The 18,512-nt window shown below is 32.4% G+C and carries 20 protein-coding genes; all 20 read left to right on the top strand.

All coding sequences use genetic code 11. The features are described 5' to 3' along the window. Window positions 1-169: 169 nt before the first annotated feature. Window positions 170-1,747 (top strand): glycerol-3-phosphate dehydrogenase/oxidase, encoded by a 1,578-nt coding sequence (locus tag GKZ86_RS18660; RefSeq protein ID WP_154784565.1) that lies wholly within the window; start codon window positions 170-172, stop codon window positions 1,745-1,747. Between the two features lie 205 nt (window positions 1,748-1,952). Next, window positions 1,953-2,408: a MarR family winged helix-turn-helix transcriptional regulator gene (locus tag GKZ86_RS18655; protein WP_154784603.1), complete on the top strand. Its 456-nt coding sequence runs from the start codon at window positions 1,953-1,955 to the stop codon at window positions 2,406-2,408. Between the two features lie 11 nt (window positions 2,409-2,419). Continuing rightward, complete coding sequence (locus tag GKZ86_RS18650; RefSeq protein ID WP_154784564.1) at window positions 2,420-3,052, top strand: NAD(P)H-dependent oxidoreductase; 633 nt, start codon at window positions 2,420-2,422, stop codon at window positions 3,050-3,052. Between the two features lie 31 nt (window positions 3,053-3,083). Next, entirely contained in the window at window positions 3,084-3,650 is a 567-nt protein-coding gene (locus GKZ86_RS18645; protein WP_154784563.1) for a YceI family protein, read from the top strand. A gap of 206 nt (window positions 3,651-3,856) precedes the next feature. Further along, window positions 3,857-5,134 carry a hypothetical protein gene (locus GKZ86_RS18640; protein ID WP_154784562.1) on the top strand — a complete coding sequence of 426 codons (1,278 nt, stop codon included), beginning with the start codon at window positions 3,857-3,859 and terminating at the stop codon, window positions 5,132-5,134. Between the two features lie 300 nt (window positions 5,135-5,434). Next, window positions 5,435-6,835 carry an anthranilate synthase component I family protein gene (locus tag GKZ86_RS18635; protein ID WP_154784561.1) on the top strand — a complete coding sequence of 467 codons (1,401 nt, stop codon included), beginning with the start codon at window positions 5,435-5,437 and terminating at the stop codon, window positions 6,833-6,835. Between the two features lie 74 nt (window positions 6,836-6,909). Then, complete coding sequence (locus GKZ86_RS18630) at window positions 6,910-7,359, top strand: hypothetical protein (protein WP_154784560.1); 450 nt, start codon at window positions 6,910-6,912, stop codon at window positions 7,357-7,359. A gap of 90 nt (window positions 7,360-7,449) precedes the next feature. After that, window positions 7,450-8,016: an aminodeoxychorismate/anthranilate synthase component II gene (locus tag GKZ86_RS18625; protein ID WP_154784559.1), complete on the top strand. Its 567-nt coding sequence runs from the start codon at window positions 7,450-7,452 to the stop codon at window positions 8,014-8,016. A gap of 105 nt (window positions 8,017-8,121) precedes the next feature. After that, on the top strand, window positions 8,122-9,114 hold the full coding sequence (gene trpD, locus GKZ86_RS18620) for an anthranilate phosphoribosyltransferase (protein ID WP_154784558.1): 993 nt from the start codon (window positions 8,122-8,124) through the stop codon (window positions 9,112-9,114). Window positions 9,115-9,127: 13 nt separating this feature from the next. Further along, window positions 9,128-9,496 carry a four helix bundle protein gene (locus GKZ86_RS18615; RefSeq protein WP_154784557.1) on the top strand — a complete coding sequence of 123 codons (369 nt, stop codon included), beginning with the start codon at window positions 9,128-9,130 and terminating at the stop codon, window positions 9,494-9,496. 58 nt (window positions 9,497-9,554) lie between these two features. Then, window positions 9,555-10,334 (top strand): indole-3-glycerol phosphate synthase TrpC, encoded by a 780-nt coding sequence (trpC, locus tag GKZ86_RS18610; protein WP_154784556.1) that lies wholly within the window; start codon window positions 9,555-9,557, stop codon window positions 10,332-10,334. Between the two features lie 104 nt (window positions 10,335-10,438). After that, the gene (locus tag GKZ86_RS18605) at window positions 10,439-11,071 is read left to right on the top strand and encodes a phosphoribosylanthranilate isomerase (protein ID WP_154784555.1); all 633 of its coding nucleotides are present in this window, start codon (window positions 10,439-10,441) and stop codon (window positions 11,069-11,071) included. 12 nt (window positions 11,072-11,083) lie between these two features. Further along, window positions 11,084-12,265 carry a tryptophan synthase subunit beta gene (gene trpB, locus GKZ86_RS18600; protein ID WP_154784554.1) on the top strand — a complete coding sequence of 394 codons (1,182 nt, stop codon included), beginning with the start codon at window positions 11,084-11,086 and terminating at the stop codon, window positions 12,263-12,265. Between the two features lie 14 nt (window positions 12,266-12,279). Next, a complete protein-coding gene (locus tag GKZ86_RS18595) occupies window positions 12,280-12,597 on the top strand; it encodes a gamma-glutamylcyclotransferase family protein (RefSeq protein ID WP_154784553.1) in 318 nt (105 codons plus the stop codon). A gap of 24 nt (window positions 12,598-12,621) precedes the next feature. After that, entirely contained in the window at window positions 12,622-13,359 is a 738-nt protein-coding gene (locus GKZ86_RS18590; protein WP_154784552.1) for a carbon-nitrogen hydrolase family protein, read from the top strand. 218 nt (window positions 13,360-13,577) lie between these two features. Then, the gene (trpA, locus tag GKZ86_RS18585; protein WP_154784551.1) at window positions 13,578-14,339 is read left to right on the top strand and encodes a tryptophan synthase subunit alpha; all 762 of its coding nucleotides are present in this window, start codon (window positions 13,578-13,580) and stop codon (window positions 14,337-14,339) included. Between the two features lie 278 nt (window positions 14,340-14,617). Beyond that, entirely contained in the window at window positions 14,618-15,358 is a 741-nt protein-coding gene (locus GKZ86_RS18580; RefSeq protein WP_154784550.1) for a hypothetical protein, read from the top strand. A 122-nt stretch (window positions 15,359-15,480) separates the two neighbouring features. Then, entirely contained in the window at window positions 15,481-16,110 is a 630-nt protein-coding gene (locus tag GKZ86_RS18575; RefSeq protein WP_154784549.1) for a TetR/AcrR family transcriptional regulator, read from the top strand. Then, a complete protein-coding gene (locus tag GKZ86_RS18570) occupies window positions 16,100-17,419 on the top strand; it encodes a TolC family protein (RefSeq protein WP_154784548.1) in 1,320 nt (439 codons plus the stop codon). The genes GKZ86_RS18575 and GKZ86_RS18570 overlap by 11 nt, the downstream gene beginning before the upstream one ends. A gap of 12 nt (window positions 17,420-17,431) precedes the next feature. Continuing rightward, window positions 17,432-18,511 carry an HlyD family secretion protein gene (locus GKZ86_RS18565; RefSeq protein WP_154784547.1) on the top strand — a complete coding sequence of 360 codons (1,080 nt, stop codon included), beginning with the start codon at window positions 17,432-17,434 and terminating at the stop codon, window positions 18,509-18,511. Window position 18,512: the final 1 nt, after the last annotated feature.

The raw sequence follows: 18,512 nt of genomic DNA, 5'->3' as shown, positions 1-18,512 counted from the left end.
GCCTAATGAACGCAAAGTTTATTAGGCCTTTTCTCAAATGGTGGCACGCACTACTCTATATTTTATATTTCTTTTAAAATCTAAATATAACCTCGTTATCAATTCATTCTAATTTCATTAAGTTTGTTTCAGAATAATAAACGCCAAAAAGAAAATACTACAATACAATATGAAACATTCAGAACAATTATTGAAGTTAAAAAATACTGAAAACTGGGATGTAATTATAATTGGTGGCGGAGCAAGCGGTCTTGGAACTGCTCTTGATGCTGCAAGTAGAGGCTACAAAACAATTTTAGTCGAAGCTGTTGATTTTGCAAAAGGAACTTCGAGCAGGAGTACAAAATTGGTTCATGGCGGCGTACGTTATTTAGAACAAGGAGATATTCACTTAGTTAGAGAAGCTCTGAAAGAAAGGGGAATTATGGCAAAAAATGCGGGGCATTTAGTCAAAAATCAATCCTTTGTAATTCCAAATTACAATTGGTGGGGCGGTTCTTTTTATACCATCGGATTAAAAATTTATGATTTACTGGCCGGCAATTTAAGTTTAGGGAGTTCAAAATATATTTCTAAGAAAAAGGCAATTGAAATGCTTCCTAATGTAGAAGAAAATGGTTTGGTAAGCGGAGTTATTTATCATGATGGACAATTTGATGATTCTCGTCTGGCTATTAATATCGCTCAAACTGCCGTTGAAAAAGGTGCTTGCGTTTTAAATTATATAAAAGCTATAGATTTATTAAAAGACGATAAAAACCAAGTTATTGGGGTTCAGGTACAAGATCACGAAACAGGAAATAAATATGATTTAAAAGGTTCTGCGATTATTAATGCGACTGGAGTTTTTACAAATGCCATAATGAAACTCAACGATAAGGTTTATAAAAAATATATTGTTCCGAGCCAGGGAATTCATCTTGTGTTTGATAAATCTTTTTTACCCGGTGAACATGCTTTAATGATTCCAAAAACAAGCGATGGACGCGTTTTATTTGCTGTGCCCTGGCATAACCGAATTGTTGTTGGTACAACTGATACCTTAATTAAAAAACACAGTTTAGAACCTATTGCTTTAGAAAGTGAAATTGAATTTGTTTTAAAAACAGCACAGCATTTTTTAGCAAAAAAACCAACCCGAGCTGATGTTTTGTCTGTTTTTGCAGGTTTGCGTCCTTTAGCAGCGCCAAAAGAAGAAGGAAAAAGTACCAAAGAAGTTTCCAGAAGTCATAAAATTATTGTTTCAGAAACGGGCTTAATAACAATTACAGGTGGAAAATGGACAACGTATAGAAAAATCGCCGAAGACATTATAGATAAAGCAATTGCCACAGGAAAACTACCTGAAAAACCTTCTGTTACAGAAAATCTTGCGATTCATGGCAATAAAGCTACTACAACTTTGGACAGAGAAAACCATTTGTATATCTATGGCGTAGATATTCCTAAAATAATCGAATTGCAGCAAAACGATTCTCAATTAAAAGAAAAAGTACATCCTGATCACGAGTTTACTATGGCCGAAGTGGTTTGGGCGATTCGATATGAAATGGCAAGAACTGTAGATGATGTTTTAGCAAGACGTGTTCGTTTGTTATTTTTAGACGCCAGAGCTGCTATTCAATCTTCAGAAAAGGTAGCCAGAGTACTTGCAAAGGAGCTTGGGCATAATGAAGCTTGGGTAAATAAAGAAATTTTAAACTTCAAAAAGATATCAAAGGGATTTCTTCTGCCTGAATTTCAATAAAATCAACTTTCGTTTTAAAATATCGTTAAATATCAAATTATCAATATTTTACATTATAAAATAAACTACTTTTATTTGCGTTTTTAAATAGGTTTCTTACAGGTTAAACTCACATTATTTGTATTAACAAAAATTTAACATGACATTTGTATATACAACTATCAAAAGTTATACATTTGTATATACAAATTATACACTTACAACTATGACAATCGAAGAGGTTATAAAAAGTACAGTTAAGATGGATAATGCGAAAAAAGTTATTCTGAATATCATGTACACACAAAATGTGATTCAGGATCATTTCAACGAGTTGATAAGACCGTATGATTTATCCGGAGAACAATATAATGTGCTGCGCATATTAAGGGGACAAAAAGGAAATCCTGCTAATATGTGTATGATACAGGAACGCATGCTGGCTAAAACAAGCAACACAACCCGATTAGTAGACAAACTATTACTGAAAGATTATGTTACAAGAAATGTTTGCCCGGGAAACAGACGAAAAATTGAAGTTGCGATAACCCAAAAAGGTTTGGATGTTTTAAAAGATTTAGATCCGAAGGTAGACGAACATGAACATGTGTTTGCACGGAATATAAGCCAGGAAGAATTAGAATTATTAAATCAATTATTAGAGAAATACAGAACCCAATAAAAGTAACATTTATGAGTACATTATTAAACAATTTAAACTGGAGATATGCAACTAAAAAATATGATGCATCAAAAAAAGTTTCTTCAGCAGATTTAAATACATTAAAAGAAGCTGTTAGATTAAGTGCTTCTTCATACGGATTACAACCATACAGAGTTGTTATTGTAGAAAATCCGGAAATAAGAGAGCAATTAAAAGCAGCAGCTTACGGACAAACCCAACTTACAGACGCTTCTCAAATTTTCGTATTTGCAAACGATGTAAATCTTGGAGCACATTCTGTTGATAATTATATCAAAAATATCAGCGAAACAAGAGGAGTTCCTGCTGATGCTTTGGCTGGATTTAGCGATATGATGAAAGGTACAGTTGCAAACTTATCTGATGACGCAAAAAATACCTGGACTGCAAAACAAACTTATATTGCTTTGGGAACTTTATTGGCTGCTGCTTCTGAATTAAAAATCGATGCTACTCCAATGGAAGGTTTTAATGCGGCAGAATTTAATAAAATCTTAGGTTTTGACAAACTTGGCCTAAGTGCTACAGTAATTGCTGCTGTAGGTTACAGACATGATGAAGATGAATCTCAACATCATAAAAAAGTTAGAAAATCTCACGAAGAATTATTTATCACTATATAATTATTATTAATCTAAAATCAATTTAAACAACATGAAAAATTTAAAAACAATTGCAATAGCATTATTCGTAGCAGTGGCTAGCGTTTCAGTAAACGCACAAACTAAAAAAATCGACGCAAAAGCATCTACTATCAAATGGGTAGGTAAAAAAGTAACTGGAGAACACTCTGGAACTGTAAACTTTAAAGAAGGTGCTGTAGTTTTCAAAGGAAAAAAATTAGTTGGTGGTAGCTTTACTGTTGACATGACTTCATTAACTTCTACAGATTTAACTGGAGAATACCAAGGTAAATTAAATGGTCACTTAAAAGCTGATGATTTCTTTGGAACTGATAAATTCCCAACTGCAAAATTAGTTTTCAAAACTATCGGAGCTAAAGCAACTGATGTTTATACAGTAACTGCTGATTTAACTATCAAAGGAATTACTAAACCAGTAACTTTTGACATTACTGTAGCTGGAAATACTGCTACAACTGCTTTCAAAGTTGACAGAACTAAATATGATATTAAATACGGTTCAGGAAATTTCTTTGAAGGTTTAGGTGACAAAACTATCAATGACGAATTTGATTTAGCTGTATCTTTGAAATTCTAATATTTCACATTTACTAATTCATTATATTGAAGAAACCCCAATAGTTTTATCTATTGGGGTTTCTTTTTTAAAGTATTTACAAAAATTTGATGTTATTAACCTTAAGGTAACACTTTCGTAATATCATATCATGGTTTGATTAACATGTGCCTTCTAATTTTGAGCTTATTAAAAAATATCAAAAACTAGAAATGAAAATCATAGTTATGAAAACAAAAATTAGCATTGCAATTCTAGGCCTTTTAAGTACTTTTCTTCTTCAGGCGCAACAACCAAAGGGAATAATTGGCAGCACGAACTGGTTAGCAAACTGGACCAATTTTAAACCTTCAACTACAGAATATAACGAAGCCTCAAATATAATTGCAGGAACGATTGATAAAGACACTAAATTATTAAAACGTAATACTTATCAATTAGTTGGTGTGGTATATGTAACCAATAATGCTGTTCTTTCAATTGAGCCGGGAACTGTAATTCGTGGTGATGACAAAACTTGTGGAACTCTTGTTATTACAAATGGTTCAAAAATTATTGCTGAAGGTTTAGAAACTGATCCGATTATTTTTACTTCAAATAAAGAAAAAGCAGACAGAAAACCGGGAGACTGGGGTGGAATAATTATTATGGGAAAAGCTCCTATCAATAATCTTGGAGGTGTGCACACTCTTCCTTTTGATTTAGATGCTGCATTAAATCATTATGGAGGTCAGGACGCCGAAGATAATTCAGGTATTTTAAAATATGCGAGAATTGAATATGCCGGTAGAAAATTAAGCTCATTAAAAGAATTAAACGGACTTTCATTAGCAGGTGTTGGAAGAAAAACAGTTTTAAATAATATTCAGATAAGTTTTTCAAACGACGATTCATTCGAATGTTATGGTGGAGATCTAAATATGACTAACTTAATTTCATACAGAACTACAGATGATGATTTCGATTTTACACAAGGAGCGCAAATCAATATAAGCAATAGTATTGCGATTCGTCATCCTTTTTCATCAGACATTTCAGGTTCAAGATGTTTCGAGGTAGATTCTTATGATAAAATTGAAAATACTGATATGTCTAAAAAGCTGACCAAAATAAATGCCAACAACATTACTTTGGTTAACTTAGAAGAAAACAATCAAGGTCTTGTAAAAGAGGCTGTTCACATTAGAGAAAATACTTTTTTTAACCTGACCAATAGTATAATTTCAGGTTTTTCTCCTTTTACGTTATTAGAACAAAACATAGGAAGTGAACAGGAAAATCTATCTAAAATAACCTTAAGAAATTTGATCGTTAATAATTGTAATGGTGGAATTACAAGTGAATCTTCAAGCAATGATTCAACAATTCAAGCCTATTATAATAAACCGGGATCAGACATTAGTTATACTAAAATTAAAAATATCGAATTGTTTGCATCGCCAAATATCAAAGCGAGTCCTGATTTTAGAACGAACTTAAACAATACGATTGCAATTGGAAATTAAGGTTTTAAAAGGTTTTAACTTTTAAAATTTAACAAATTTCAGAAATTATAAAAATTTTTTTTGAGATATTATGTATTCTAATCCAAATTACATTTATATCTTTGTCACATCAAAATAAGATATGAAAACAATAATGAACAATACTTGGTGGTGGAACAATTTACGTCAAACGTCGTGAACTAAGCTTCCTATGGTATTTTCAAAACTATAAATATAAAAGGCTTGTCATCACGACAAGCCTTTTTTTTTGGTCTAAAATTGAAATACAAAAAATATATTAAAAACTAAAAAACGAATACTTTGAAACCTTTTATACTCAACACACACTACAAACAAATTCTGGCAGATACTATCACGCCGGTAAGTATTTATTTTAAAATTAGAGATAAATTTCCAAATAGTTTATTACTTGAAAGTAGTGATTATCACGGAAATGACAACAGTTTCTCCTACATCTGCTGCAATCCGATTGCGACGATTAAAATCGAAAACGAAACTATTTCTAAGACTTTCCCTGACGGAACAACAGAAAAAATTTCAATTGATGCTTCAACCAATATTCCGGAAGTAATTCAGGAATTTTCGAGTCAGTTTAAGTCTGAGAAAAACGATTTCAAATTCATTAATAATGGTTTATTCGGATACATATCTTACGATGCTGTTCGTTATTTCGAGAAAGTTTCAATTGCCAAAAAAGACAATGCAACTTCAATTCCGGATGTATTTTATACGGTTTATCAAAACATAATCGCTATCAATCACTTTAAAAACGAAGCATATATTTTCTGTCATAGTCTTGACGGAAGAAACAACATTTCTGAAATCGAACAATTATTACAATCCAGAAATATTGCTTCGTATAAATTCACTAAAGAAGGTGAAGGTTTTTCTAACTTAACCGATGACGAATTCAAACACAATGTGGCTTTAGCCAAAAAACATTGTTTCCGCGGAGACGTTTTTCAATTGGTTTTATCGCGTCGTTTCACACAAGGTTTCAAAGGTGACGAATTTAATGTTTACAGAGCTTTACGAAGTATTAATCCATCTCCTTACCTATTCTTTTTTGATTATGGAGATTTCAAAATATTTGGGTCTTCGCCCGAAGCACAAATTATCGTAAAAAACAGAAAAGCCGAAATTCACCCAATCGCAGGAACTTTTAAAAGAACGGGAAATGACGAACGTGATGCGCTTTTAGCCAAAGAACTTTCAGAAGATAAAAAAGAAAACAGCGAACACGTAATGCTTGTCGATTTGGCCAGAAATGATTTAAGCCGAAATGGTCACGATGTAAACGTAGAAAAATACAGAGAAGTTCAGTTTTTCTCGCACGTAATTCACTTAGTTTCTAAAGTTACAGGTCATTTACACGAAAAAGCAACAACGATGCAGGTTGTTGCCGATACTTTTCCTGCGGGAACTTTAAGCGGTGCACCAAAACACAGAGCGATGCAATTGATCGAAGATTACGAAAAAACAAATCGTAATTTTTATGGCGGAGCAATTGGTTTTATGGATTTTGATGGAAATTTTAATCATGCGATTATGATTCGAACTTTCCTGAGCAAAAATCACCAACTTCATTGCCAGGCCGGTGCCGGAATCGTTGCAAGTTCAGACGAAGAAAGTGAAATGCAGGAAGTTTATAATAAATTAAGAGCGTTGAATACAGCCCTTGAAATGGCGGAAAAAATTTAAAAATTAAAAGATTGAAAGATTTAAAAATCAGCAAAAATCTTTCAATTATTAAATCATTTAATCTTTCAATAAATATGAAAAACATTATTCCTTTTTTTATTGCTTTCGTTCTTTTAGTATCATGTGAATCTAAGAAAGATGCAAATGGAATTCTGATAACTGGAACCTGGCGTCTGATATCAGCAGAAACAACAGAAAAAGATTCGACTTTCTCGACTTTCAATCCAAAAACAAAAATGATTAAGATTATAAATGATACTCATTTTGCATTTTTCAATCATGATTTAAATAATGGTAAAGATTCAACAAATGCAGTATTTTTTGGCGGAGGCGGAAAATATACGTTGAAAGATAGTATTTATACCGAGAATCTGGAATATTTTAATAACCGTCAATGGGAAAATGGAAAATTTGAGTTTACAGTAAAAATCAAAAATGATACATTGACTCAAAAAGGAATTGAAAAAGTAGAGAAATTAGGAATTAACCGAATTATTACTGAAAGATACGTTCGAGAAAAATAAAAATTTAGTTTCAGGTTTAAAGTTTAAAGTTTCACGTTCCAACAACTTGAAACTTGAAACAAAGAAAACTTGAAACAAAACACACACACAATGAAAAAAATATTAGTTATAGACAATTACGATAGTTTCACTTACAATTTAGTGCACTATTTAGAAGATTTAAACTGTGAAGTAACGGTTTATAGAAACGATGAATTTGATATTGATGAAATCGCCACTTTTGATAAAATATTACTTTCTCCAGGGCCTGGAATTCCTGATGAAGCAGGATTACTAAAAGCAGTTATTCAGAAATATGCTCCAACAAAAAGTATTCTTGGTGTTTGTTTAGGACAACAAGCTATTGGAGAAGTTTTTGGCGGAACGCTTTCTAACCTTGACAAAGTATACCACGGCGTTGCAACAAACGTAAAAACGGTAGTTTCTGATGAGATTTTATTTGAAGGTTTAGGAAACGAATTCGAAGTTGGACGTTACCATTCTTGGGTTGTAGATGCTAATTTACCTGAAGTTCTTGAAGCAACTTCTATTGATGAAAACGGACAAATTATGTCTTTAAGACACAAAACTTTTGATGTAAGAGGCGTTCAGTTTCACCCGGAAAGTGTTTTAACTCCAAACGGGAAAAGGATTTTGGAGAATTGGATAAAGAGTTAATTTTTGTTTCACGTTTCACGTTTCAAGTTGTTGGAACGTGAAACTTGAAACCTGAAATAAAAACTTAGCATCTCAGAACCTTAGCAACTTAGAATCTTAAAAAAAATGAAAACTATATTAAACAAATTAATCAATCACGAAGTGCTTTCTAAAGAAGAAGCAAAAAATGTCTTGATTAACATTTCAAGTGGTCAATACAATCCAAGTCAGATTTCGGCATTTTTGACTGTATTTATGATGCGAAGCATTACAATCGATGAGCTTTCGGGTTTTCGTGAAGCTTTATTAGAATTATGTGTTCGTGTTGATTTATCAGCTTACAACACGATCGATTTATGCGGAACCGGTGGTGACGGAAAAGATACTTTCAACATCTCTACTTTAGCGTCATTTATATCGGCTGGAGCTGGAATAAAAGTTGCCAAACACGGAAATTACGGTGTTTCTTCTATTTCTGGATCGAGCAACGTAATGGAAAAAATGGGAATTAAATTTAGTAATGATTCTTCGTTTTTAGAAAAATGTATTGATAAAGCCGGAATTTGTGTTTTACACGCTCCCCTATTTCACCCGGCAATGAAAAATGTTGGACCAATTAGAAAAGAATTGGCTGTAAAAACTTTCTTTAATATGCTGGGACCAATGGTAAATCCGTCATTTCCACAAAATCAATTGGTTGGAGTTTTTAATCTTGAATTAGCCCGAATGTATGCTTATTTATATCAAAATACCGATATCAATTTCACGATTTTACATTCGCTTGACGGATATGACGAAATCTCTTTAACTGGCCCAACAAAAACGATAACATCGCATATGGAAGGAATGCTAAAACCAGAAGATTTTGGCGTTCGTCTTTTATCGCAAAGCGAAATTGAAGGAGGAAAAACAATCGAAGAATCGGCTGATATGTTTATCAATATTCTTTCAGGAAAAGGAAATGAAGCGCAAAATAATGTTGTTTGTGCAAATGCTGCAATGGCAATTGCAACCGTTACAAAATGTTCTCCACTTGAAGGATTTGAATTAGCGAAAGAAAGTTTACTATCTGGAAAAGGATTAAAAGCATTAAATAAATTAAAAGATTTAATGATTTAAAAATTGAAAAATTATGACAAAATCTTTTGAAGAGTTTGAAGTATATAAAAAGGGGATTCAATTAGCTAAATTAATTTTTGATTTAATGAATAATAAAACTTTTGAAAGAGAATTTGGTTTTAAAGATCAAATAAAAAGAGCTGTTGTTTCAATAACAAATAATATCGCAGAAGGATCAGAATATAATAATAACAAACAATTAGTTAGATATTTAAAAATTTCCAAAGGAAGTTGCGCAGAAGTAAGAAGCATGCTGATATTATGCAGAGAACTTAACTTTTGCAATCAAGTAGAAATTCAAAAAGGCTATGATTTAAGTGTCGAAATATCGCAAAACTTATCAAACTTCATAAAATATTTAAATACTAAAATAGATGTTTAATTTATAGATTTTATTTTTTTCAATCTTTAAATTTTTCAATCTTTAAATTATAAAAACAATGAACATTTTAGATAAAATAATAGTTGATAAAAAACGGGAAGTCATTCTCAAAAAATCAATAATTCCGGTTTCGCAATTGGAAAGTTCTGTGTTTTTTGGAAGAGAAACGATTTCTTTAAGTCAAAAACTACGAACAAGCTCAACAGGAATTATTGCAGAACACAAACGTCGTTCGCCTTCAAAATCAGTTATCAATCATAACTTTACAGTTGAAGAAGTTGTAAAAGGTTATGAAAATGCAGGCGCTTGCGGAATTTCGGTTTTAACCGATGGAAAATATTTTGGAGGATCTCTTGACGATTTACTTTTAGCAAGAGCAAGCGTAAATATTCCGCTTTTGCGAAAAGAATTTATTGTTGATGAATACCAAATTTTAGAAGCCAAAGCTTTTGGAGCTGATTTAATTCTTTTGATTGCTGCGGTTTTAACTCGCGAAGAAATCAAATCATTATCTGAATTTGCGAAAAAACTTGGCTTAGAAGTTCTCTTAGAAGTTCACAATCAGGAAGAACTTGAAAAATCGATTATGCCAAGTTTAGACATGATTGGTGTGAATAACAGAAACTTAAAAACATTCGAAGTAAGTTTAGATTTCAGCAAACAATTGGCATCGCAAATTCCGAATGATTTTGTAAAAGTTTCAGAAAGCGGTATTTCATCAATCGAAGCCATTTCTGAACTTAGACCTTACGGTTATAACGGATTTTTAATTGGTGAAAACTTCATGAAAACCGACAACGCCGGACAAGCAGCTGTTGACTTTATTAGTCAGCTGTAGGCAATAAGCTATAGGCCGTAAGCTTTTAGCAAAAACCGAATAAAAAAATCAGCACAAAGCAAAGAGCTTAAAGCTTATTGCCTACTGCTTAAAGCATCAAAAAAATGAAACTCAAAATATGCGGTATGAAATATCCCGATAATATAATCGAAGTTGGTAAACTCCTACCCGATTATATGGGATTTATTTTCTGGGAAAAATCCGCTCGATATTTTAACGGAACGATTCCGGAACTAATAAAAACGATAAAAAAAGTAGGTGTTTTTGTAAACGAATCGGTTGAAAAAATTATTGAAAAAATAAACAAACACGATTTACAAACCGTACAATTACACGGAAATGAATCTGTTGAATTTTGTCAGGAATTAAAAAACAAAATTGATCATTCAATAGAAATTATAAAAGTCTTTTCGGTTGCAAATGATTTTGATTTTGAAATCTTAAAACCATTTGAAACAGTCTGCGATTTCTTTATGTTTGATACAAAAGGAAAATTACCCGGCGGAAACGGAACTACTTTCGACTGGGAAATATTAAAAAAGTACAAGTCTGACAAACCATTCTTTTTGAGTGGCGGAATCGGAATGCAGGAATTAAAAGCCATAGAAGAGATTTCAAAAAGCAATTTACCTATTTATGCCGTCGATATAAATAGTAAATTTGAAATCGAACCGGGACTTAAAAACAAAAATCTATTAAGCAATTTCAAACGAAAATTTGATGTTGCCAACTTTTAAAATTGGAATAAAATGAATTTTAACGTCAACGAAAAAGGATATTACGGAGAATTTGGAGGAGCTTACATTCCCGAAATGTTATATCCAAATGTAGAAGAATTACGCCAGAATTATTTAAAAATAACAAGCGAACCAGATTTTAAAGCCGAGTTCGATCAATTGCTAAAAGATTACGTTGGACGCCCAAGTCCGCTTTATTTTGCGAAGCGTTTATCTGAAAAATACAATACTAAAGTCTATTTAAAAAGAGAAGACTTAAATCATACAGGCGCACATAAAGTTAACAACACAATTGGGCAAATATTAGTAGCCAAAAAATTAGGCAAAACAAGAATCATTGCCGAAACCGGAGCCGGTCAACACGGTGTAGCAACGGCGACAGTTTGTGCCTTAATGGGAATGGAATGCATCGTTTACATGGGTGAAATCGACATTGCACGCCAGGCTCCAAACGTGGCTCGTATGAAAATGTTAGGCGCAGAAGTTCGTCCGGCACTTTCAGGTTCAAGAACTTTAAAAGATGCTACAAACGAAGCAATTCGTGACTGGATTAATAATCCGGTTGACACACATTATATTATCGGATCAGCGATTGGACCACATCCTTATCCGGATATGGTAACACGTTTTCAAAGTGTAATTTCAGAAGAAATAAAATGGCAGTTAAAAGAAAAAGAAGGACGTGAAAATCCTGATTATGTCGTTGCCTGTATTGGTGGCGGAAGTAATGCTGCGGGAACTTATTATCATTTTTTACACGAACCTGAGGTTGGAATTATCGCTGTTGAAGCTGCCGGAAAAGGTGTTGACAGCGGCCATAGTGCAGCAACAAGCAAATTAGGAAAAGTGGGCGTTATTCACGGCTGTAAAACACTTTTAATGCAAACTCCTGACGGGCAAATTACCGAGCCTTATTCTATTTCTGCCGGATTAGATTATCCTGGAGTTGGTCCAATGCACGCACATTTAGCACAAACAGGACGCGGAGAATTTTTTTCTGTTACTGATGACGACGCGATGAATGCAGGTTTACAGCTTACGAAATTAGAAGGAATTATTCCGGCTATCGAAAGTGCTCACGCTTTTGCAGTTTTAGATCAGAAGAAATTTAAACCTACAGATGTTGTGGTAATCAGTCTTTCTGGGCGTGGTGATAAAGATTTAGACAATTATATTGATTATTTTAAGCTATAATAGAAATAGTAATTATGGAACAGTTATTCTCTTACGGGACATTAAGATCGAAAGAAATTCAGATGCGGGTTTTTAATAAATTATTAACCGGAACTCCGGATCAACTTCTGGGTTACAAATTAAAAAGCCTGCAAATAGAAGAAGAATTTGGAATGGCAGATTATGTTGTGGTAGTTGCAAGCGAAAATGCTTCGGATATTATACATGGCGTTGCTTTTACTATTTCTAATGCAGATTTAACTAAAGCAGATCAATTTGAATCTAATTCGTACAGAAGAGTTCAGGTAAAATTGAAATCAGGAACAACAGCGTGGGTTTATATCGAAAATTAATAATTGTAAATAGAAAACCGGAAAATGATTCTAGCTGCTGCACAAACAAAACCAACACGAGGAAATATTGAGGCTAATTTATCAGATCATTATCGTCTTATAGAATTGGCTATACAAAATAGAGCACAATTAATCGCATTTCCTGAATTATCGATTACAGGTTATGAAAGAGAACATGCTCAAAAATTAGCTTTCAAAAAAGATGATTCACGTTTGGATTATTTAAAAAAATTAGCGGTCGAAAATAACATTATAATTATTGCGGGCGCGCCAATTCAAATTGAATCGGAATTGTTTATTGGCGAATTTGTAATTTCTCCGGATAATTCGGTTGCAGTTTATACGAAGCAATTTTTACATGAAGGCGAAGACGAATTTTTCCAGTCTTCTTTCAATTATAATCCGATGATTACGATTGAAAATCAGAAGATTTCGTTTGCTATTTGTGCTGATATTGATAATCCGCTGCATCCGGAAAATGCTTCTAAAAGAGAAACTGATATTTATATTGCAAGTATTTTCTTTTCTCCAAACGGAATTCCGAATGCGTACAGAGATTTACAAAACTACGCTGAAAAACATAAAATGAATGTTTTGATGGCTAATTTCAGCGGAGAATCCTGGGGATATCCTTCGGGCGGAAAAAGTGCTTTTTGGAATAATAAAGGCGAATTAATTGCTCAAATGAACGATTCTGATTCCGGATTATTATTGATGGAGAATCAAAATGATAATTGGACAAGTCAGATTATTAATAATTAAATAATGCAAAAGATTAAAAAGATTTTAATTACTACAAATTTATTTCACGCAGATTTAAATTGATTTAAGCGGATTCGCACAGATTTATTTTAATTAAATCTGCGTGAAACAAAAAATCTAGGCAATTTTTTTTTAATCTGTCGCAGAAAAACTTAACATACCTACAAGGTTTTATCCCCGAAGTTTCGGGACTTGCAGGAGAAATAAAAGATATTAAAATGAACAGAATAACTCAAAAATTACAAGAAGATAAAAAGATACTTTCTATCTATTTTTCTGCTGGGTATCCGAACTTAAATGATACGGTGCAAATTATTCAGGATTTAGAAAAAAATGGTGTTGATTTAATCGAAATCGGACTTCCTTTTAGTGATCCTTTGGCTGATGGACCAACAATTCAGGCGAGTTCTACAACGGCGCTTCATAACGGAATGACTACTCAAATTCTTTTTGATCAGCTGAAAAACATCCGCGAAAGCGTAAAAATTCCGTTGATTATTATGGGATATTTCAATCCGATGTTACAATACGGTGTTGAAGCTTTTTGTAAAAAATGTGCCGAAATTGGCATCGATGGTTTAATCATTCCAGATCTTCCGGTTGACGTTTATGCGGAAGAATACAAAGCTATTTTCGAAAAATACGGCTTAATAAATGTTTTCCTGATTACGCCACAAACTTCAGACGAACGTATTCGTTTTATCGACAGCGTTTCAAACGGATTTATTTATATGGTAAGTTCTGCAAGTGTTACGGGTTCTCAGTCTGGTTTTGGAAATGTTCAGGAAGATTATTTCGAAAGAATTTCAAACATGAATTTAAAAAATCCACAAATTATCGGTTTCGGAATTTCAAACAAAGAAACTTTTAACCAGGCTACCAAATTTGCAAAAGGCGCTATTATTGGAAGTGCTTTTATTAAACATTTGAGTGAAAGCGGCTCTGGAAAAATTCAAGAATTTGTTGGAGAAATTAGATAATTAAATAAATAAAAATTCTAACTTGTCATTCTGAGGAACGAAGAATCGCACAAGTAATTCCACAAAGAGAATCGACAATCTTTGTAGTTTTAGGAGTGCGATTCTTCGTTCCTGAGAATGACAAAATCGTATAAAAGCTGAAATGAAATCATTTCAGCTTTTTTTATAGTTTTTAAATTAAGTAAATCTAATATTAAGAATTTACATATATTTTAAAAAATGACCTTGTTAATTAAAATAAGTTTCTAATTTTAATCGGTGAACATAAAAAACTGATTATGAAAAAATTATTACTTCTATTTTTATTAACTATTACTTTTAGCTGCTCGAAAACAGAAGATGATACACGTGATACGTGCACTATGAATTGCACTACTCTTTCCGGCAATTTTGTAACAGTTGACAATAAGCCTTTAGCTGGTATCGAAGTTTCATTTAGTTATCATATAGGAAGCCAAGTAGGTTCATATACCAGAAAAATAGCAAAGACTAAAACAAACAGCAAAGGCGATTATAGTGTTGATTTCCATCTAAACGATAGTGAATTAGGCAATGCTGCTTCAGGTTATTTCATAATTTCTGTTGATGATAAAAATTTAGATGCCAATGAGTATTTCCGATTAGGAAACAATGCCGGTTTAGGATATGACATCCATGAAATAAAAAATAGGGATACTATAATAAATGCATCATTTTATATCGCTAAAAAGACCAATATTAAAGTTCATCTAAATAATTTTATCCCATTAAAAGAAGGTGATTTTTTTGAGGTTAATACTTCTTTTTCCCATGGAATCAAAAATGAAAATTTAAATTCTTTAGAATCTTTTTATTCCTATGGATCTGGGGATATATTTCAAGCTTCAGTAAAAACTCAAACCGCCATTATTATGGCTGCAGAAGGAGAAAAAAATAGTATTATAATTTCCAGAAGAAAAAATGGCATTACTTTAGAAAATGAAATTCATGAAGTTTTTATTCCTGCAAATAACACAATTGAACTCACGTATGACTACTAATTTGTTTTAAATTTTTCTATAAACAACTACATGGTTTTCTGTTAATATTATGTTAAACAAAAATTAAACAAGCGTTTAATTTAAACACTTGTTTAATTTTGTACTCAATTAGAAACAATACCATGTCACACATCGAATTAAACGATAAAAAAATTCAGATCCTTGAAGTTGCTGAAAAGCTATTTTCTGAAAAAGGATTTGAAGGCACCTCGATACGGGATATCTCAAAACATGCAAAAATAAATATTGCAATGGTTTCGTATTATTTTGGTTCTAAAGAAAGGTTATTAGAGGCTTTAATTATCTACAAAACTTCTGATTTAAAATTAAAACTCGAAAATTTATTACAGGAAAATCTCGAACCTATTGACAAAGTCAATAAATTAATCGAAATTTACATTAACAGAATCAGCTGTAACAAAGGGATTTTCAGGGTTTTACATTTTGAGATTAATGCAGAAAAGAGAGAAAAAAGTTTTATTGCCTTTACTGAATTAAAAAAAGGAAACTTAAAATCCGTTGAAAGTATAATCGCTCAGGGTCAGGAAAAAGGAGTATTCAGAAAAGATGTCATCATTCCGCTTATTACGCCTACAATCATAGGGACCTTTTTTCATTTTCACATGAATAAACCTTTCTTCGAAGAATTATTGAATTTAAAAACAGAAGCAATGTACAACGATTACATTAAAACCAGTCTTACAAAGCACATTCAACAAACTATAAAAGCGCTACTTGTTTATGAAAATTAGTCAATTAATGCTCTTTGGAGTTTTCTTTATCGGAATAACTTCAGCAGAAGCACAAGAAAAAACAAGTTTAACCTTAGATGAAGCCGTAAAAATGGCTTGGGAAAAAAGTAACGAAGTTACGCTTGCCAATACTAAGGTAAACACAAAAAAATACGAATTATCAACCGTTAAAAACAATCAATATCCGGATCTTAAAATTTCCGGTCAATATCAGCGCCTTACAAAAGCGTCGATTGATATGCCAAATCAGGGAGAAAGTGCATCTTTAGCATCTCCTGACAGAGCAATGATTGGAATGGCAAATTTAAGTTTACCTCTTTTTGCCGGATTTAAAATTCAAAATAGCATTGATGCATCTGATAATTTATATGAAGCAGAAAGTGCATATGCATCTAAAACAAAAGAAGATGTTGCTTTAAGAGTTATTACGTATTATACAGCTCTATACAAAGCTCAAAAAACGCTGGATGTTTTAAATGAAAATCAAAAAAGCGCTAAACAACGTGTTACTGATTTTACAGAATTAGAGAAAAACGGAATCATTCCAAGAAATGATTTATTGAAGTCACAATTGTTGGTTTCAAAAACACAATTATCTATTGATGAAGCGACTAACAATCTTAATAACATCAATTTTTACTTGACGACTTTATTAAAACTTGATCCAACTACAAAACTTCAGGTTAATGAAGATGATTTCTTTAGTTTAAAAACCAATAATGCACCAACATCAGATGCATTAGCGTTGCAAAACAGAAAAGATTTAGAGGCTATTCGTTTTCAACAAAAAGCTTCTGAGGCAAATATTAAAGTTGCAAAAGCAGGTTACTATCCTACATTAGCATTACTTGGTGGTTATACTGCTTTAGATCTTAAAGATATTATAACTGTAAAATATGCAATGAACTTTGGATTGGGTTTAACGTATGATTTATCTGGAATTTACAAAAATAGCGCTCACGTAAGAGAAGCTGAAAGCAGAGCTTTGGAAGTTAAAAATACAGAAGCTGTAATGACGGATCGTATTAAAGTTGAAGTTCAAAAATCTATTGAAGATTATGATCTGGCTATTAACCAAAGTGTGGTTTATGACGAAGCGCTTCAACAGGCATCTGAAAATTACAGACTTGTAAAAGATAAATTCGACAATGGTTTAGCTGATACCAATGATTTGGTTGAAGCCGATGTTGAGCAATTAAGCGCCAAAATCAATACTGCTGTTTCTAAAGCAACAATTATTCAAAAATATTACGAATTATTATCCGTATCAGGACAATTATCACAATCATTCAATCTTTCTAAAATATAATCGATAGCTCTCATGGAAAAGAAAAAAACAAATACTAAATTCATCATTATACTAACCGTTTTGGTTTTAGTGGGCGGAACTTACGGAATAACAAAATACATGCACTCTTTAGCTCACGAAGAAACGGATGATGCTCAGATTGAGAAAAAAATGAACCCAATTATTCCTAGAGTATCCGGTTATATCAGTAAGGTTTATGTAAAGGATAATGATTTTGTAAAAAAAGGAGATACTTTATTTACTATCGATAAAAGAGATTACCAATTAAAAATTGACGAAGCAAATGCTGCTTTATTAGGTGCTGAAGGTCAATACGAAGCTGCAAAAGCTGATATTGGAAGTGCAAATGCAAGTATTTCTGTTTCTGATGCTCAAATGAGATCTGCAACAGGTTCTATCGAAAGTGCTAAAATCAGATTAAGACAAGTTACAAACGATTTCAATCGTTACAATAATTTGTACAAAACACATACTATTACAAAACAACAATTTGAACAGGCTCAGACTGCAAAAGACGAAGCTGAAAATCAAGTACGTGTTTTAGAACAACAACAAAAAGCAAGTTCTTATCAAAAATCGGTAATTCAATCGAAATCTAAAGTTTCTGATAAACAAACAGAAGTTGCTTCAGCAAACATCAAAAAAGCAAAAACAATGTTAGATGTTGCTCACTTAAATCTTAGCTACACAGTTGTTACTGCAGCTATTGACGGGCAGGTTTCTAAAGTTGATATTCAGCCGGGACAATTGGTACAACCAGGACAATCTTTGTTTTATATCATTAATAATACTGAAGCTTGGGTTGTAGCAAATTTCAAAGAAACACAATTAAACAAAATGGTTGTGGGACAAAAAGTAAGTTTAAAAGTTGATGCATATCCAAATTATGAATTCAAAGGTACTTTAACATCATTTTCTCCAGCTACAGGATCTCGTTTTTCATTATTACCTCCTGATAACGCAACAGGAAACTTCGTAAAAACAATTCAGAGATTACCGGTAAAAATTAGTTTAGACGAATCAAACGATCCTGAAAAAGTAAAATTGCTTAGACCAGGAATGAATGTTGACGTAGACGTACATTTAAAATAAA

The sequence above is a fragment of the Flavobacterium sp. LC2016-13 genome, from assembly GCF_009707955.1.
In the GTDB taxonomy this organism is placed as follows: domain Bacteria; phylum Bacteroidota; class Bacteroidia; order Flavobacteriales; family Flavobacteriaceae; genus Flavobacterium.
Note: the sequence above shows the minus strand (reverse complement) of the source record. Positions and strands in the feature narration are given on the sequence as shown.

Bases quoted from the DNA above. Each gene is read 5' to 3' on its own strand.
- GKZ86_RS18575 (WP_154784549.1), top strand. From the start codon at position 15,481: ATGTCACACATCGAATTAAACGATAAAAAAATTCAGATCCTTGAAGTT.
- trpA (WP_154784551.1), top strand. From the start codon at position 13,578: ATGAACAGAATAACTCAAAAATTACAAGAAGATAAAAAGATACTTTCT.
- GKZ86_RS18605 (WP_154784555.1), top strand. From the start codon at position 10,439: ATGAAACTCAAAATATGCGGTATGAAATATCCCGATAATATAATCGAA.
- GKZ86_RS18580 (WP_154784550.1), top strand. From the start codon at position 14,618: ATGAAAAAATTATTACTTCTATTTTTATTAACTATTACTTTTAGCTGC.
- GKZ86_RS18640 (WP_154784562.1), top strand. From the start codon at position 3,857: ATGAAAACAAAAATTAGCATTGCAATTCTAGGCCTTTTAAGTACTTTT.
- trpB (WP_154784554.1), top strand. From the start codon at position 11,084: ATGAATTTTAACGTCAACGAAAAAGGATATTACGGAGAATTTGGAGGA.
- GKZ86_RS18570 (WP_154784548.1), top strand. From the start codon at position 16,100: ATGAAAATTAGTCAATTAATGCTCTTTGGAGTTTTCTTTATCGGAATA.
- GKZ86_RS18645 (WP_154784563.1), top strand. From the start codon at position 3,084: ATGAAAAATTTAAAAACAATTGCAATAGCATTATTCGTAGCAGTGGCT.
- GKZ86_RS18565 (WP_154784547.1), top strand. From the start codon at position 17,432: ATGGAAAAGAAAAAAACAAATACTAAATTCATCATTATACTAACCGTT.
- GKZ86_RS18595 (WP_154784553.1), top strand. From the start codon at position 12,280: ATGGAACAGTTATTCTCTTACGGGACATTAAGATCGAAAGAAATTCAG.
- trpC (WP_154784556.1), top strand. From the start codon at position 9,555: ATGAACATTTTAGATAAAATAATAGTTGATAAAAAACGGGAAGTCATT.
- GKZ86_RS18615 (WP_154784557.1), top strand. From the start codon at position 9,128: ATGACAAAATCTTTTGAAGAGTTTGAAGTATATAAAAAGGGGATTCAA.
- GKZ86_RS18655 (WP_154784603.1), top strand. From the start codon at position 1,953: ATGACAATCGAAGAGGTTATAAAAAGTACAGTTAAGATGGATAATGCG.
- trpD (WP_154784558.1), top strand. From the start codon at position 8,122: ATGAAAACTATATTAAACAAATTAATCAATCACGAAGTGCTTTCTAAA.
- GKZ86_RS18660 (WP_154784565.1), top strand. From the start codon at position 170: ATGAAACATTCAGAACAATTATTGAAGTTAAAAAATACTGAAAACTGG.
- GKZ86_RS18630 (WP_154784560.1), top strand. From the start codon at position 6,910: ATGAAAAACATTATTCCTTTTTTTATTGCTTTCGTTCTTTTAGTATCA.
- GKZ86_RS18625 (WP_154784559.1), top strand. From the start codon at position 7,450: ATGAAAAAAATATTAGTTATAGACAATTACGATAGTTTCACTTACAAT.
- GKZ86_RS18650 (WP_154784564.1), top strand. From the start codon at position 2,420: ATGAGTACATTATTAAACAATTTAAACTGGAGATATGCAACTAAAAAA.
- GKZ86_RS18590 (WP_154784552.1), top strand. From the start codon at position 12,622: ATGATTCTAGCTGCTGCACAAACAAAACCAACACGAGGAAATATTGAG.